General features: G+C 69.6%; 14 protein-coding genes. 11 read left to right on the top strand and 3 right to left on the bottom strand.

Annotated elements, in window-relative coordinates; genetic code table 11:
- The first annotated feature begins 322 nt into the window (after positions 1-322).
- The 5 genes from IE263_RS12585 (at position 323) to IE263_RS12565 (ending at position 5,601) form a co-directional block, all read left to right on the top strand.
- Positions 323-556, top strand: a complete 234-nt coding sequence (locus tag IE263_RS12585; RefSeq protein ID WP_189935489.1) for a putative quinol monooxygenase — start codon at positions 323-325, stop codon at positions 554-556.
- A 380-nt stretch (positions 557-936) separates the two neighbouring features.
- Complete coding sequence (locus IE263_RS12580; RefSeq protein ID WP_189935487.1) at positions 937-1,239, top strand: hypothetical protein; 303 nt, start codon at positions 937-939, stop codon at positions 1,237-1,239.
- A complete protein-coding gene (locus tag IE263_RS12575) occupies positions 1,223-2,482 on the top strand; it encodes a DUF3500 domain-containing protein (protein WP_189935485.1) in 1,260 nt (419 codons plus the stop codon). Before IE263_RS12580 ends, IE263_RS12575 begins: the two co-directional genes overlap by 17 nt.
- A gap of 149 nt (positions 2,483-2,631) precedes the next feature.
- Positions 2,632-4,974 (top strand): bifunctional 3-(3-hydroxy-phenyl)propionate/3-hydroxycinnamic acid hydroxylase, encoded by a 2,343-nt coding sequence (locus IE263_RS12570; RefSeq protein WP_189935483.1) that lies wholly within the window; start codon positions 2,632-2,634, stop codon positions 4,972-4,974.
- A gap of 9 nt (positions 4,975-4,983) precedes the next feature.
- Positions 4,984-5,601, top strand: a complete 618-nt coding sequence (locus IE263_RS12565; protein ID WP_189935481.1) for a TetR/AcrR family transcriptional regulator — start codon at positions 4,984-4,986, stop codon at positions 5,599-5,601.
- Positions 5,602-5,723: 122 nt separating this feature from the next.
- Here IE263_RS12565 and IE263_RS12560 read toward each other — a convergent pair whose 3' ends face one another.
- On the bottom strand, positions 5,724-6,467 hold the full coding sequence (locus IE263_RS12560) for an IclR family transcriptional regulator (protein ID WP_189935479.1): 744 nt from the start codon (positions 6,465-6,467) through the stop codon (positions 5,724-5,726).
- A 337-nt stretch (positions 6,468-6,804) separates the two neighbouring features.
- Positions 6,805-7,674 carry a fumarylacetoacetate hydrolase family protein gene (locus IE263_RS12555; protein ID WP_189935477.1) on the bottom strand — a complete coding sequence of 290 codons (870 nt, stop codon included), beginning with the start codon at positions 7,672-7,674 and terminating at the stop codon, positions 6,805-6,807.
- A gap of 75 nt (positions 7,675-7,749) precedes the next feature.
- On the opposite strand from IE263_RS12555, the gene IE263_RS12550 reads away from it, so the two are divergent.
- The 3 genes from IE263_RS12550 to IE263_RS12540 all read left to right on the top strand — a co-directional run bounded on the left by IE263_RS12550 (position 7,750) and on the right by IE263_RS12540 (position 10,547).
- Entirely contained in the window at positions 7,750-8,445 is a 696-nt protein-coding gene (locus tag IE263_RS12550; RefSeq protein ID WP_189935475.1) for a FadR/GntR family transcriptional regulator, read from the top strand.
- A 24-nt stretch (positions 8,446-8,469) separates the two neighbouring features.
- A complete protein-coding gene (locus IE263_RS12545) occupies positions 8,470-9,714 on the top strand; it encodes a DUF3500 domain-containing protein (RefSeq protein WP_189935473.1) in 1,245 nt (414 codons plus the stop codon).
- 650 nt (positions 9,715-10,364) lie between these two features.
- A complete protein-coding gene (locus tag IE263_RS12540; RefSeq protein ID WP_189935471.1) occupies positions 10,365-10,547 on the top strand; it encodes a carboxylesterase family protein in 183 nt (60 codons plus the stop codon).
- A 100-nt stretch (positions 10,548-10,647) separates the two neighbouring features.
- On the opposite strand, the gene IE263_RS12535 is transcribed toward IE263_RS12540, so the two are convergent.
- The gene (locus IE263_RS12535; protein ID WP_189935469.1) at positions 10,648-11,313 is read right to left on the bottom strand and encodes a TetR/AcrR family transcriptional regulator; all 666 of its coding nucleotides are present in this window, start codon (positions 11,311-11,313) and stop codon (positions 10,648-10,650) included.
- A gap of 247 nt (positions 11,314-11,560) precedes the next feature.
- Between IE263_RS12535 and IE263_RS12530 the strand changes: the two genes are divergently transcribed.
- The 3 genes from IE263_RS12530 (at position 11,561) to IE263_RS12520 (ending at position 15,057) form a co-directional block, all read left to right on the top strand.
- On the top strand, positions 11,561-12,607 hold the full coding sequence (locus tag IE263_RS12530) for a lipocalin-like domain-containing protein (RefSeq protein ID WP_189935466.1): 1,047 nt from the start codon (positions 11,561-11,563) through the stop codon (positions 12,605-12,607).
- A 102-nt stretch (positions 12,608-12,709) separates the two neighbouring features.
- Positions 12,710-14,218 carry an MFS transporter gene (locus tag IE263_RS12525; protein WP_189935464.1) on the top strand — a complete coding sequence of 503 codons (1,509 nt, stop codon included), beginning with the start codon at positions 12,710-12,712 and terminating at the stop codon, positions 14,216-14,218.
- A 137-nt stretch (positions 14,219-14,355) separates the two neighbouring features.
- Positions 14,356-15,057: a LuxR C-terminal-related transcriptional regulator gene (locus IE263_RS12520; protein WP_189935463.1), complete on the top strand. Its 702-nt coding sequence runs from the start codon at positions 14,356-14,358 to the stop codon at positions 15,055-15,057.
- The last annotated feature ends 78 nt before the right edge of the window (positions 15,058-15,135 follow it).

The raw sequence follows: 15,135 nt of genomic DNA, 5'->3' as shown, positions 1-15,135 counted from the left end.
CTGGGGTGGTGTCGACGCCGTTCCGGGTCATGGGAGCGGCCTCTGCCCGAGAGCCGGCCCTGTCGACATGCTTCCAGAAGTTCCCCGTGCCCGGGCGGCTGGTTCGTCGGCCAGCGCGACGCCTCCACACCCCTCACGCGTCCCGACATCGGTCTCTTCGGGGGCGTATCCGGGGCGGAACGGGGGACCGTGCTCGTCGATGACCTCCTGTCCCGACTGTCCCCGCGCCGCGATCGCCACCTCGACAGTCTGACCGCCGACGGCCTCGTCGGGGCCGCCGTAATCGCACCCCTGTACAGGGAAGCACTGAGGAGCACCTCCCATGGCCATCGCCATCTCCGCCACCTGGACGGCCCAGCCCGGCAAGGAGGACGTCGTCCGCGAAGCCCTGGCCAAACTGGTCCCAGCCACTCGTGCCGAACCCGGATGCCAGGCGTACGTCGTTCACCAGGAGGCGCACGGCGAATACCCGCACTTCACGAAGTACGCGGTGGGCCAGGCTGCTCCCGTGTTGGCGGACCGCTCCCACGAGTTCACCACCGTGCTCGATTTCTGACGCGTAGCGCCGCGAGCCGGGTGTGATCCCGGAACTCCCGACGATCACGAAGGACCTGCCGAGGGCCTACGCCCAGCAAGGCCGTGCGGGGCGCGATCCGGCGCGAGACCGCTCGGGGGGCAGCCGCGCATAGGCCGCGCAGGTCCTTCGCCCGTCCGGTTCGCGCCGCCACGTTCTCGTGAACTGTCGCTTCGAGTATGGGCATGGCCTGAATTTCTCCGGGGGGTCGAGCCTGCGGTGTCGCAGTGCCCAGGTTCGCGGGCCTCAGAGGCATCCTTCCCACCTGCTTGACGCCTCTGGAACGGCGGGCCTAGGTTTGCCGGAGGTCCCTATCACGGTCCACTGGTCCATAATGCGGACCGCGCAAAACGAAGGGCGCAATGACAGCGACAACGGAGTCCGCCGAGCCCAGCCCAGCCTTCCTGCGAAACCTCGCGGTCGACATGAAGTCCCCCGCCCGCGCCGACATCGCGCGCTCCCCGGTACGAGGCAGCGACGTCCCGTACAGCGGCCTGAAGTCCGTCACCGGGACCACCGGCGGGCAACTCGCCGAGACAAGCTTCCCCGCACCCGACACGGGCACCGAATCGCTGCCGGCCGGCCTCGGGCCGGACCGCGACGCCGTTGACGACCTCGCCGAGCTGGGCGTCGTCGGAAGGAGTCATCATGCCGAAACCGCCTGAGACCGACGTGCAGCACGCCACGCGGTTCCGCCGCTACGTTCCCGCCCCCGACGACCCGCGCGTCGCCGGCCTGCACGAGCACACGGCTCGGACGTACGCCGACGCCCGGCTGAGCGTTCCGGTGCTCGCCGAGGTGGTACGCCAGTGGCGCGAGAGCGCGGACGAACCGTACGTCGGCATCACCACCGACGGCCGCGTCCGCCACGGCGTCTACGACCTCGGGGCGGTCCCCGACGCCGAACGCCCGCCCACCGGGGCGATGCTCCGCGCGGTCGAGGAGATCCGCCGCCACACCACGCAGGAGCAGTGGCAGCGGCTGACCTACCCGCTGGACGCCCCGCAGTGGCGGACCTGGAGCAACCCCGAGGTGCTGCTGTACGACAACGGCCTGCGCCTGGAGGAAGTGTCGGACCGGACTACGGATGCGCTGCTGGGGCTGGTGAGGGCGACCCTCAGTGAAGAGGGCTACACCGTGGTGCGCCATCTGATGAGGCTCAACGGTTTCCTCGGCGAGCTCACCGGCATGACCGGGGTCATGAATCCCGGCAGCTACCAGTTCGCCGTCTTCGGCGAACCGTCCCTGGACCAGCCGTGGGGATGGCACCTGTACGGGCACCATGTGTGTGTCAACGCGCTGGTGGCGGGGGACCGGATGGTGATCGGCCCGGTCTTCCTCGGTGCCGAGCCGGACAGCACCGACGTCGGCCCGGAGGCCGGCGTCCGACCGCTGGGTGTCCGGGAACAGGTCGGGCTGTCGTTCGTCAACAGCCTGACTCCCCGACAGCTCTCCCTGGCTCGCAGCTACCCGGACGTGCGTGATCCACGGATGCCGGAAGGACGGGTGCACCCGGTGGAGGAGCGGTTCCTCGCGGGCGCGTTCCAGGACAACCGTGTGATCCCGGTGGAGGGCATCCGCGCCACGGAACTCGACGGCGAACAGCAGCAGTTGCTGCTGGCCGTCATCGAGCAGTACAGCGACCTGCTGCCCGAAGGCCCACGGGCGGCCCGCATGCGCGAGGTGCGTGCGCACCTTCCGGAGACGTACCTGACCTGGATCGGCGGCGTCGACGACGAGCAGCCGTTCTACTACCGGGTGCAGAGCCCGGTGGTGCTCGTCGAGTTCGACCACCACGCCGGCATGTTTCTGACCAATCCGGTCCCGGCCCGCTTCCACATCCACACCATCCTGCGGCTGCCCAACGGCAACGACTACGGCCGTCTGCTGTGGAAGCCCGGTACCTGAGGAGACCGACTCCCACCTGAACCCTCGCCGACCGCCTGCCGCGCGCACCCGTCCGGACACCGCAGGCGTCGGCGGTCATTGAGCCGCACGTCACGCCAGCCCCGGGCCGCGGGGATCCCGTGACTCCCCATGCCACACCAGGAGCCGCTATGGACATCAATGTCGACGTCGCCATTGTCGGGTACGGGCCGGGAGGTGCCGTGCTGGCTTCCCTCCTGGGACAGCGAGGCCACAAGGTGGCCGTGCTGGAGAAGTTCCCGGCCCCCTACAACCTGCCCCGGATGAGCACGCTCGACGGCGAGATCGCCCGTGTCCTGCAACACGCCGCCGACCCCGCCGAAGCGCTCAAGGACTCCCTGCCCCAGGTGACCGGCAGCGTCTACGGTGCCGACGGCAAGCCGGTTCTCGTGGACGACTGGAGCAGGACGGTGTGCGGCCACCCTCTCCACCTCAGCCTCCACCAGCCCAACATCGAAACCGCCATGCACGCTCGCGTCGACGACTGCCCCTCCGCGCAGGTCTACTGGGGGGCGCCCGCCACTGGTGTCGAGGACCTCGGTGACCGGGTCGTCGTCACCGCCGCCAGGACCGCGGACGGTGAGCCGATCCGCGTGAACGCCCGCTACGCCGTCGGTATGGACGGGGGATCGAGTTTCGTCCGGCAGGCGGTCGGCATCAGCATGGACGTGATCCATCACCATGACGACGAGTGGCTGCTGACCGACTTCGACATCATCGATCCCGAGGTCGCCACCCCATCGACCGAGATCCACCTGGACTGCCCCCGCGCCTACTACTGGGGCCCGAACGGCGACCGGCGATGCCGCATCGACATGAGGCTGCTCCCCGACGACCCCGCCGAGGTCCGCACCGAGGAGCACGCACTGGGCTTCCTGCAGGACAAGACCGGCATCGGCCCGCAGTCGGTGCGCATCACGCGGCATGTCACCTACCGGTTCCGCTCCGAGATCGCCGACCGGATGCGGGTGGGCAACGTCTTCATCGGCGGTGACGCAGCCCATCTCATGACCCCCGGTATGGCGCAGGGATCGTGCAGCGCGATGCGGGATGCCATCAACCTCGCGTGGCGTCTCGACCTCGTGCTCGACGGCAAGGCCTGCGACTCGGTTCTCGACAGCTACGGCCCGGAGCGGCTCGCCCACGTCGCCCCCCTCATCCAGGGTTCGCTGATGACGTGGACCCTGACCACGGAATCCGACCCGGCCAAGGCCGCCGCCCGCGACGCCTTCCTGCGCTCCGGCGAGGTGCCACTCCCGCCGATGCCGACGCTCACGACCGGATTCCTTCAAGGTGTGGCCGAGGGCAGCCTGGCTCCGCTGGCCGGCTCACTGAGCCCGCAGGGACGCGTCCGTATCGGTGAGCGCAGCGGGCTGCTCGACGACCTCGTCGGCTTCGGCTTCCAGCTGGTCAGCCGGATCCCGGTCGCGGAGTCGCTCACGCCGGCCCAGACCGACCCGCTGGAGCGACTGGGCGTTCATGTCGTAGTCCTCGGTCCGGACCACGTCGAGGACGTCGACGGCACCTACCGAAGATTCCTGGACGACCACGGTCTGGTCGCCTACCTCAGCCGCCCGGACTTCTACCTCTTCGGCACCGCGGCGACGGCGGAGGACCTCCCCGCACTCATCGACGCCCTGGCCGCCGCGCTGACACAGACCGAACTACCTGCCTCTTCCGCCACACTGCCACCCGTCGTCCGGCGGCCCGGAGCCGCCTTCACCCGGGCGACGGTCCCGGTCGCCGGATTCACCCTCCACTACGCCGAAGCAGCCCCCGCGGCCCCCCTGGGCACCATCGTGTCACTGCCCGGTTCCGCCGGCCTGGAGATGTCCACCGCCAAGGACCGCCTGGCCGAGCGGTACCGGGTCGTGGAGATCAACCCCCCGGGCTGGGGGGACCGGACGGACGTGTCCCGGCCGATGCCCCAGAGCGAGATCGGGGCGTTGCTGGCCGAGGCGGTCGGGCATCTCGTCGACGGGCCGTTCGTCCTGCTGGCAACCTCCATGGGCGGCGCCAACGCGCTGCACATGGCCGCGAGGATCCCGGACCGGGTGCAGGGCATCATCCTCGAAGCGTCCATGGCGCCGAGCCGACCTGAAGACATGCGCCCCCTGCCGACAGGCGCTCCTGCCATACACCCCAACAAGCCCTGGGCGACGCCAGGCTACGTCACCCACCAGATGGCCAACCGGATGCGGATGATCCAGCAGACGCCCCCGGACACGGACGCCACCGAGGCGATCGCCGTCGTGCGTGAGCGTGGGATCCCGGTGCTGGGGCTGCTGGGCAGCGACGACGAGATCCTGAAGCCGTCCCAGGAGGAGACCTTCTGCACCGTCCTGCCCGAGGGGGAGTTCCGCCTGATTCCTGGCGGGTGGCATGACCTGCAGAACACCACACCAGAGAAATTCGTCGATCTCGTCGAGACCTTCATCGCAGACCGGGTCAGTTCTGCCATGAGTAATCGGTGAGGCCCTCGTATGCCGGACCAGCCGATCCGCCGCAAGCGAATGACGGCCGAGCGGTGGGTCGAACTGCTCACCACCGCCCTCGACGTGATGCGCGAGGTCGGCTACGAGGCCTTGACCATGGAGGCGGTGGCGGTCCGGGCCCGCTGTAGCAAGGCCACGCTGTACCGCATATGGCGCGGCAAGCCGCAGATGATCGTGGCGGCGCTGTACGCCACGCGGCGGGTGGACACAGGCGCGATCGACACCGGCACGTTGCGCGGTGACCTGCTGGCCCTGTGCGGTCAACTGGTGGCGGATGTGCAGCGGGACACCGAGTTGTTGGCGGCGCTCGCCCACGCCGTGCTCATCGACCCGGAACTCGCATCGGCCATGCGCACGTCGCTCGTCGAACCCGAGTCCGCCGCGCTGGACGGTTTCGTGGATCGGGCCGTCCAGCGCGGTGAACTGGCCGCCCGCCCGGCCGCCGCCGAGTTCCTGCCGCAGCTGATGTTCGTCGCGCTGATGGCCCGGCCGCTGACCGAGGGCGCCTTCCTCGACATGGACTACGCGACGCGCTACATCGACCTGGTGATCATGCCCGCACTGCTGACCAACTGCCCTGTTGTTCCTCCCTCTTTCGAGTCATGAGGCATGTCCCGACGAGTCGCACGGACGACGTTCGCCCGGCTGCGACGCCCGGCGCGCGCTGTCGCTCCACCGGCCGGAAGCCCCAGCACGTCCGGTACGCACCTGGCAGTCGTCGGGCTTCGTCAGCGGCGCGCGAGTTCCGCCGAGATCCGCGCAGTCGCCTCCATCACCAACTGTCCGTACGGCTCGTGGAGATCATCGGTGAGTCGGTAGCTGGGCAACGAGATCGACAGGGCGGCCACGGGCTGTCCCTGTCGATCGGTGATTGCCGAACCGATCGCGGAGACGTCCGGTCGCCACCGCCCCGGGTTGATGGCAAAGCCCCGTCCCGCGACGGCCTCAAGCTCGGCGAGAACCTCGTTGCGGGTAAGGCGTGTGCCGGTGGCCAGATCGACGACGGGCGGGATTCGGGCGACTCGCTCCGAAACCGGGAGGTGGGAGAGGTAGGCCCAGCCCGACGCCGTAAGGATCATGGGAACCCGCTCGCCGACCTGCGCGACCGTTTGAACGGGCCGGGTGGACGGCACCTTGTCGATCAGGACCAGCGACTCGCCGTCCGGGACGGACAGGTGGATGTTCTCGTCGGTTCGTCGGCCGAGATCTTCGAGGACGGGGCGGGCTCGTTCCCGGAGGTCGTCCTGAGTCATGACCCTTGCTCCGACCGCGAGCGCCCGGGCAGTCAGGACCCAGCGTTGTTCTCCCGGTGCTCCCTGCGGGGCCAGCCAGCCGGCCTCGCCGAGAGTGCGCAAGATCCTGTGGACCGTCGCCTTCGGGATTCCCAGCGACCTCGCGAGGGCGCTGATACCGACGGGCTGTGACAGGGCCACGGCCTCGAGGACATCGAGGGATCGCAGCACCGACTGCATTCCCTGCCGAGTGTCCGACGACTCACTCACGCTCTCTCCTTTGGTGGTGGACCCCCTGTCATCGTAGTGAGGGCGCCAGCTGGTCCGGCCGGCGCACGCGTCCTTCGACACCACTTCGGATTTTGGGCTCAAGTAGCTGAGCACGCCCTGGTACGGAACCTGCACGCTTCCTCCGCGCGGTCCGCCTGCAGACCATCAACGTCGACCACGAGGCGACCGCGCGAGATCCACAGGCGGCGAGCGGCCTTCCCGCGTCCGGAACCGGGTCAACCCGCTTGTCCTGCCGGGGAGAGAGCACTGCTCCCGCCCGAAGACGACCCCAGGAACACCGTTGTCCTCAATCGAGCGGATCCCTGAGAGGGGGTTTCCGGCGGTGCTCCCCGCCCACGATCGTGTTGCGGAGGATCCCGAGGCGCTCGACCTCGACCTCCACCACGTCGCCGGGCCGCAGCAGCCAGGGCGGTGTGCGGGCGTAGCCGACACCGGACGGGGTGCCGGTGGCCAGCAGGTCACCCGGGTGCAGCGTGACGGTGCGCGAGATGTGGGCCAGCGTCTCGCCCACCTGGTGGATCATCTGGCTGGTGGAGGCGTCCTGGACGGTCCTGCCGTTGACCCGCGTCCGCACTCGCAGCCCGTCCCGCAGGTCACCCACCTCGCCGGCGGGCACCATGGGGCCCAGCGGGCCGGAGCGGTCGGCGTTCTTCCCGAGGATCCACTGGGAGGTCAGTTTCTGCGCCCGCCGCGCGGTGACGTCGTTGAACGTCGAGTAGCCGACCACGGCCTCGAGCGCCTCGGCGGGGTCCGCGTCCGCCAGCCTCCGGCCCACCCAGGCCACGATCTCGCCCTCCCAGTCGAGACCGTCCTCGGTGGAGGGCACGGGTATCTCGGCCCCGCCGACCGTCAGCGACCGCGTCCACCGCGCGAACAGCGTGGGGTGCTCGGGCAGTTCCTGGTCCCGGTAGGACCCTTCGGCGGCGTGTTCGAGGTAGTTCAGACCGACGCACAGCATCTGTGCCTCCGGCAACACCGGCGGCACCAGGCGCGCCTCACCCACGGGCACCACCTCGCCGGTCGGCTGGCGGGCCAGCCATGTTTCGGGCTCGGCCCAGAACTCCCGCACTCCGGCCACCACGGTGAGCCTCTCACCGTCCGGCGACAGGTTCGCAACCCGCACCTCGTCGCCGTACGCCACTCCAACGATCTGCATCCGCACTTCTCCGCTCGGGGAAGACAGTAACGCCATAACTTCTAAAGGTTATAATCTTTATGATTGAATGCCGTTATGGTTACCGAGAACCGCGCCCTGCTGGCCGGCCTGAGCGCTCCCGGCGGCACACGGGCCGAACAACTCGCCGGCGCCCTCGAAGACCGCGTCCGCGGACTGAGTCCCGGCTCCGCGATCGGCACCATCGAGGAGGTCCGGCAGGAGTCGGGTCTGGCACGCGCCACGGTCAGCGAGGCCATCCGGCTCCTGCGTGACCGTGGGGTGCTCGAGATTCGCCCCGGTCGCGGCGGCGGACTGTTCGTCGCTGACCAGAGTCCGGTCGTGCGGCTGCGTCACACCCTGCTCAGCGTCGTGGGGGAGCCGGGAGCGGTCGCGGACGCCATCGAGCTCCGCAACCATCTGGAGGAGCTCGTCGCCGTCGGCGCCGCCCGGAGCGCGGGTGCGGGCGACATCTCGCCGCTGCGAGCCTGCCTGGACGACATGGCGGCCGCGCCGGACTGGGACGCCTTCATGCGGGCCAACTGGGCGCTGCACGAGCGCATCGCGCAACTGTGCCCCAACGCGATGGCCCGCGCGGTCTACGTCGGCACGCTCGGCCACCTCACGTCATCGACCGCGCGCACCGACGACCGGGACGCCGGCGCCTACCGGGCGAGGCGGCTGCGGATCCACGTCGACCTGGTGGAGGCGATCGCAGCCGGGGACGAGGACGCCGTTCGCGCGGCCGTCGCGCGCCACAACCACACCGACTGAACGTACGGGGTCAGGGGAGCCGTCATGCCATCAGCCGAGTACCGCACGTACCTCTACCCGTCCAACTCGCCGCGCCTGTCCTCGATCAGAGGCCTGGACGCCTACGCATACCGGGAGGCGGCCAAGGCGGACCCGTTCACCGGCGGGCTGATCCGTGGCTGGAAACCCCTGCAGCTCGCCGACTTCCGTGGAGTGAGCGAGGACGGCACGCCACGGCCCGAGGTGCACGCCTGGGAGCCGGCCCGCCCGGGTGAGGAGGCACCCGTCGCCGACATGGTCGCCGCGGCGCGGGACCTGCTGGCCGCGCTCGACGAGGACGCCCGTGCCAAGCTGTGCCACCCGGTGGACGGGGTCGAGTGGCAGACCTGGGCCAACCCGGAGTTCCTGCAGTTCGACACCGGTATCCGCCTGGAGTTCCAGCCACCGGAGGTCCGCAAGAAGGCCCTCGCCCTGGTGGAGGCCTCGCTGAGCCCCGACGGCTTCCGCCTGGTGCACGACATGATGCTGATCAACGGCTTCCTCGGCGAGGTCGTGGGTCTGCAGAGCATCCTCAACGAGTTCAGCTACAACTTCGCGCTCTACGGCAATCCCGACCCCACCGTCCCGTGGGGCTGGCAGCTGTTCGGCCACCACTGCGCCGTCCACTGCCTGGTCGTCGAGGGGCGCATGGTCGTCAGCCCCGTCTTCCTCGGCGCCGAACCCAACGAGATCGACGACGGTCCCCACGCCGGCAAGGTGGCCCTGACCGACCGGATCCGGCTCGGCACGGACCTGATGGCCGCGCTCCCGCAGGACCAGCGCGCCACCGCGACCGTGTACGAGCACATGGTCGACCCCGCCATGCCGCCCGGCCGCATCCACCCCGGCGACGAACGGCACCTCGCCGGGGCCTTCCAGGACAACCGGGTGATCCCCCTCGAGGGCCTGCGGGCCGCGGACATGCCCGAGCAGGCCCGGGAGATCCTCCTGGAGATCGCCGAGTCGTTCGTGTCCCTGCTGCCCGACGGTCCCCGCGCGGCCCGGGTGCGCGAGATCCGCGGCCACCTCGACGAGACCTGGTTCTGCTGGATCGGCGGGCACGAGGTGGGCGATGTCTTCTACTACCGACTTCAGTCGCCGGTGCTGATCGCCGAACTCGACCACCACTGCGGCGTCTTCCTCGACTACGACACCCCCAAGCCGTTCCACATCCACACCGTGCTGCGCACCCCGCACGGCAACGACTACGGCCGCGCCTACGTGCGCGCCTGGCAGGCACGGAACGCCTGAGGGGTCCTTGCACTCCGAGCGGAGAAAGGCGGTGCATCCTCGCCGCAGAGGCTTCTTTCGCTTCGGAACCGGAGGATCGGAACATGACGAGCCCATGGTTCCGACCCAAATCGGTGGCCGCGGTGCAGCATGAGGTCATGGGATGGGTCCGACGGTGCCGCGAGCCCTCCGGACTCACACCGAGCCGGGCTGTCCGTACGCGCGCGACCAGTACGCGGCAGGGGGGCGTAGAACGTGGGGGGCCGCCTTCGTCCCGACGGCACTCCGCGGCGGTTGACGTGCGTGCTCCCCAGCAGGAGCGAAGCCGGCGCTCGTTCGGCCTGGTGCTCGATACGACGTTGGAGTTGTTGGCGGCGAAGGTGTACGCCGACCAAGGTGTCCGTCGGCTCCGTCTGCACCCACGTCGATGGCAAGGACGACCTGTTGCGTGCCGCGCAGAGCAGGTTTCAGGAGCGGATGACGGCCGCGCACCGTAGCCTCATCGAGCCGGAGCGCTGGGAAGGCCTGCCGCTGGATGACAGGGCGGTCGCGGAGGTGGGCTGCCGGTTACACGGACCTGCGCGACCGCTTCATCGGGCTGTTGCCCAGCCCTCGGGGCGCGGAGATCCGGCACCCGGATCCCGTCCGTGCGGTCGGCTCCATCCAGGATCATGCGGTACTGGGCCACGTTCACCGGGCGGGGCGACCCCAACGGCCACGGCCAACCCGACTGGCCGACGTACCAGGGCGGTGGCAACAGCACCGTGCAGCTCAGCCCGGACAACGTCTCGACCATGCCGGACTACGCGGCCGAACACCACTGCGCCTTCTGGCGCACTCTTGGACGGGCATAGCTGAGCATGCCCGCGGCGACGCGCGGTCTCCGGCCCGGCGTTTCCGGCGGGCTGGGGCAGGGCTTGATCGCAAGCACCCTTGAGCGGTTTCGTTCGGGCCTTACGCCATGGTCTGGTCGAACTCGTCCTTGTCGAGAGCGCGATGCGGCAGGGGAGTCGGATGGTCCCGGTCGTGGCGCAGGCCGTCCAGGAGGAGGACGAGGTAGCGCCTCCACACGGCGGGGGCGACGGTTCGGCTGTGCTCGGTGACGGCTCCGAGCATGAGCTGGAGGAGGGGGAAGTCGGTGGATTCAAGGTCGCCGCGGAGCTGGCCGGCCTGCTGGGCGCGTGCGATGAGGGCGCTGACCGCGGGGATGAGGCGGTCCCGGGCTGCGGCCACACGGATCTTGCCATGCAAGCCCTCCAGGAAGGCTTCCCTCAGCCCGCGGTCTCCGGCGAAGTCCTCGGCGGTGGCCAGGAAGAACTGGACGAATCCGTCCCAGGGGTCTTCGTGGGTGAGCGCCTGTTCGGCCAGGGCGATGAGATGCTCCGCGCCCTCTTCGAAGACGGCTTCGACGAGTTGCTCGCGGTTGGCGAAGCGGCGGTAGGCGGTGCCGACGCCGACGCCTGCGTGACGCGCGATGTCGTCGATCGTGACATCGAGTCCACGTTGGGCGAAGACTTCCCGGGCGGCGACGAGGATGCGCAGCCGGTTGCGTTCCGCGTCGGCCCGAAGGGGGCTCGGGTGTGGCTCCGGGGATGGGGTGGGGTCGATCCTGCGGCTCATGGATCCACTGTATCCCGCATGTGGAGATGACTTCTCCAGTTTTGCTGCTAGGGTGGACCGCAACTGGAGATCGCTTCTCCAGTTTGGCGGTCGAGTCGCCGCGCGGCTCGACCGGGCGTTCGTCATGCGCCCCCCTCCCGTGCGGCAACGTTCCCTCCATCCGTATATCCAATGGGAGTACGAAACAGTTTCGTACATATCTGAGCCATACGTGCACCCGAGCAGGACACCTCCACAAGGAGCCTCCATGCGCAAGACCACCGTCGGCGCGACCGCCGTCGCCGCCGCGCTCATCGCCTCGCTCACCCTGGCCGCGGGAGGATCGGCCACCGCGACCACCGCCTCCGGGCAGGGGCTGAGGCAGACCGGTCTTCCGGTCGCCGTCGACCCCGCCGCGGACCTCACCGCCAACCCCGACCGGCTCAACGAGTCCTGGTACGTGACCGCGCACGTGACCGCCGGGGGTCACCGGTACGGATTCATGGCCAACCACCTGAATTCCGGTGACGCCAAGCAGGGGCGCACCTTCTCAACCGTGTCGATCATCGACGAGGACACCGGCTGGTACACCAAGTCGGAGATCGCTCTCCCGCCCCGAACCGGCCTTTCCGACAAGCAGGGCGTGGACATCCACACCGACAACATCACCTGGACCGGCGACGCCAAGGAGCAGAAGCTGCGCGCCAAGGTCCCCGAGGGGACCATCGACGTCACGTTCCGCCCGCAGGGGAACGTCCTCTACAACATGGGGACGGGGTACTTCCCCATGTTCGGCGACGCGAAGTACGCGAACTACGAGTACGCCTTCCCCACCATGGACACCTCCGGAACGCTGACCCTGCACGGCCGCACCGAGAAGGTCCGCGGGCAGGCCTGGCTGGACCACCAGTGGGGCCCCCTTCCCGACATCGCCTCGGGCAAGGCCTCGTGGTCCTGGATGAACCTCAACCTGTCCAACGGCGACAAGGTCAGCCTCTGGAAGACAAAGGAAAGCAAGGAGAACACCTGGGCGACCGTCCTGAAGCCCGACGGCACGCAGACCGTCGCCGAGGCGACCCTCACGCCTGACGAGTCCACCCTGTGGACCAGCCCGACCACCGGCAAGAAGTACCCCACGCGCTGGAAGGTCACCATCCCGGGCGAGCACGCCAAGCTCAACGTCAAGGTCTACGCCAACGACCAGGAACTGACGGTCCCCGGGCCCCGCTACGAAGGCAGCGCCGCCGTCACCGGCACCTACGACCACCGCCCGGTCACCGGCACCACCTACGTCGAGCTCACCGGCGGACAGTAGCCGTCCACGGCCGCTGCACAACGGCTCGGCCACAAAACCCTCCTGCCTGCCCCCGCACTGCCCAACCGCCCTATCCGTTCTTCCGGCTCTGGAGACTTCCTCATGCCTCGAACCCCCGTCGACACGACGGACGCGGCCACCGTGTCCGCCCTCCCGTCCGCCGACGCACCGCCTCCCCACCGCTGGTGGATCCTCGTCGTCATCGGCGTGGCCCAGCTGATGGTGGTGCTGGACGCGACGATCGTGAACATCGCCCTGCCCTCGGCCCAGAAGGACCTGGGCTTCTCCGACGGGGACCGGCAGTGGGTCGTCACCGCCTACGCCCTCGCCTTCGGCAGCCTGCTCCTGCTCGGCGGCCGCATAGCCGACCTGTTCGGCCGCAAGATGACCTTCCTGGTCGGCCTGGTCGGCTTCGCCGGCGCCTCGGCCCTGGGCGGCGCCGCCACCAGCTTCGAGATGCTCGTCGTCGCCCGCGCCGGGCAGGGCGTGTTCGGTGCCCTGCTCGCCCCGGCCGCCCTGTCCCTGTTGACCACGACCTTCACCGATGCCAAGGAACGCGCCAAGGCCTTCGGCGTGTTCGGCGCCATCGCCGGCGCCGGCGGAGCCATCGGGTTGCTGCTGGGCGGCGTGCTGACCGAGTACCTCGACTGGCGCTGGACCCTGTACGTCAACCTCGTCTTCGCGGCCGCCGCCTTCGTCGGCGGCGTGCTCCTGCTCCAGCGCACCACCCGCGACAAGTCCGCCACCCTCGACATCCCCGGCGCCATCCTGGTCGGCGGCGGCCTGTTCTGCCTGGTCTACGGCTTCTCCAATGCCGAGAGCCATGACTGGAGCTCCCCGCAGACCTGGGTCTTCCTCCTCGCCGGAGCCATCCTGCTCGCGGTCTTCACCTGGTGGCAGACTCGCGCCGCCCACCCCCTGCTGCCCCTGCGCGTCCTGCTCGACCGCAACCGCGGCGCCTCCTTCATCTCCGTTCTGATCACCGGCGCGGGCATGTTCGGCGTCTTCCTGTTCCTGACCTACTACCTCCAGCAGAGCCTGGGCTACACGCCCATCAAGACCGGCCTGGCCTTCCTGCCCATGGTCGCCGGCCTCATGGTCGCCTCCACCCTGGCCACCACCGCGCTGATCCCCCGCATAGGCCCCAAGGCGATCGTGCCGCTGGGTATGGGTCTCGCCGCCGCCGCCATGGTCTGGCTCACCACCCTCGACCTGAACAGCAGCTACGCCACCGACGTCATGCCCCCACTGGTCGTGGCGGGCCTCGGCCTCGGCCTGGTGATGGCCCCGGCCATGAGCCTGGCCGTCGCGGGTGTGGCCGCCGAGGACTCCGGCGTCGCCTCCGCCGCGGTCAACACCATGCAGCAGGTCGGCGGCTCCCTCGGCACCGCCCTGCTCAACACCCTCTTCTCCAGCGCCGTCACCGACTACCTCGACGGCAAGAACCCAGCGGACCCGGCCGTCCAGGCGCAGGCCGGCCTTGAGGGCTACTCCACCGCCTACTGGTGGTCAGCCGTCTTCTTCGCCGTCGGCCTGGTCATCAGCGTCGTCCTGTACCGCCGCGGCGTACCCACCCAGGACCCCGACGCAGCGCCCGTCGTCCACATGTAAGACCCCGACCGGCCCGCGACCGCCCCCACCCTCCGCGACGGCCCGCCGCAAACCCGGCGGGCCGCCTCGGCCCGGCGCCTCAAGCACCCTCGCCGATGACGTCGCATCTCTCACACCCGGCAAGGAGAACGACCGGCATGGCCTCCGTACTCATCGTCAACGACCAGTCCCTGCAGCGACTCGGCCTCCGAATGCTCCTGACCACCGAGCCCGACCTGACCGTCGTCGGCGAAGCAGCCGGCGGAGCCGAAGCGGTCCGCCTGAGCGCCGCACTCCGTCCCGACGTCGTCCTGTTGGCCACCCCTCCTCCCGACACGGCCGGTATCGAGACCATCCGACGCATCACCCGACCCGTACGCCTTCTCCCCGACGCCCCCGACTCCGCCAGAGCGGTCCGGCTTCCGCCCCGCGTCCTGGTGCTGGCCCCAACCAGCCACGAGGGACAGGCCTGCGCCGCGCTGCGCGCCGGAGCCGGCGGATTCCTCCTCGACAACGCCGACCCAGACCAACTCACCGCCGCCATCCGCATCGTCGCCGCCGGAGACGCCGTCATCACCCCCGGCCTGACCCGCGCACTCATCGACGCCGTCCGCCAACAGCGCACCCCCCACCCCCTTGAGCAGCACATCGGGCCCGACACCTTCACCGGACGCGAACGCGACGTCCTCCTCGCCGTCGCCTCGGGCTGGTCCAACGCCGAGATCGCCGCCCGGTTGTCCATCGCCCCGACCACCGTCAAGTCTCACGTCAGCCACATCCTCGCCAAGATCCAGGCCCACTCCCGCGTCCAGGCGGTTACCTACGCCTACGAGTCCGGCCTGGTACGGCCGGCAGCCTGACATGTGAATCGGCGCCGGGACCATCCCGTGCTCGGCCGGCGCATGAAGCACGACTTGGTTCCCTGGTGACGAGCTGAG

Origin of the sequence: Streptomyces aurantiogriseus (assembly GCF_014649375.1) — a bacterium.
GTDB lineage: Bacteria > Actinomycetota > Actinomycetes > Streptomycetales > Streptomycetaceae > Streptomyces > Streptomyces aurantiogriseus.
Note: the sequence above shows the minus strand (reverse complement) of the source record. Positions and strands in the feature narration are given on the sequence as shown.

Bases quoted from the DNA above. Each gene is read 5' to 3' on its own strand.
- IE263_RS12585 (WP_189935489.1), top strand. From the start codon at position 323: ATGGCCATCGCCATCTCCGCCACCTGGACGGCCCAGCCCGGCAAGGAG.
- IE263_RS12580 (WP_189935487.1), top strand. From the start codon at position 937: ATGACAGCGACAACGGAGTCCGCCGAGCCCAGCCCAGCCTTCCTGCGA.
- IE263_RS12575 (WP_189935485.1), top strand. From the start codon at position 1,223: ATGCCGAAACCGCCTGAGACCGACGTGCAGCACGCCACGCGGTTCCGC.
- IE263_RS12570 (WP_189935483.1), top strand. From the start codon at position 2,632: ATGGACATCAATGTCGACGTCGCCATTGTCGGGTACGGGCCGGGAGGT.
- IE263_RS12565 (WP_189935481.1), top strand. From the start codon at position 4,984: ATGCCGGACCAGCCGATCCGCCGCAAGCGAATGACGGCCGAGCGGTGG.
- IE263_RS12560 (WP_189935479.1), bottom strand. From the start codon at position 6,467: ATGCAGTCGGTGCTGCGATCCCTCGATGTCCTCGAGGCCGTGGCCCTG.
- IE263_RS12555 (WP_189935477.1), bottom strand. From the start codon at position 7,674: ATGCAGATCGTTGGAGTGGCGTACGGCGACGAGGTGCGGGTTGCGAAC.
- IE263_RS12550 (WP_189935475.1), top strand. From the start codon at position 7,750: ATGGTTACCGAGAACCGCGCCCTGCTGGCCGGCCTGAGCGCTCCCGGC.
- IE263_RS12545 (WP_189935473.1), top strand. From the start codon at position 8,470: ATGCCATCAGCCGAGTACCGCACGTACCTCTACCCGTCCAACTCGCCG.
- IE263_RS12540 (WP_189935471.1), top strand. From the start codon at position 10,365: ATGCGGTACTGGGCCACGTTCACCGGGCGGGGCGACCCCAACGGCCAC.
- IE263_RS12535 (WP_189935469.1), bottom strand. From the start codon at position 11,313: ATGAGCCGCAGGATCGACCCCACCCCATCCCCGGAGCCACACCCGAGC.
- IE263_RS12530 (WP_189935466.1), top strand. From the start codon at position 11,561: ATGCGCAAGACCACCGTCGGCGCGACCGCCGTCGCCGCCGCGCTCATC.
- IE263_RS12525 (WP_189935464.1), top strand. From the start codon at position 12,710: ATGCCTCGAACCCCCGTCGACACGACGGACGCGGCCACCGTGTCCGCC.
- IE263_RS12520 (WP_189935463.1), top strand. From the start codon at position 14,356: ATGGCCTCCGTACTCATCGTCAACGACCAGTCCCTGCAGCGACTCGGC.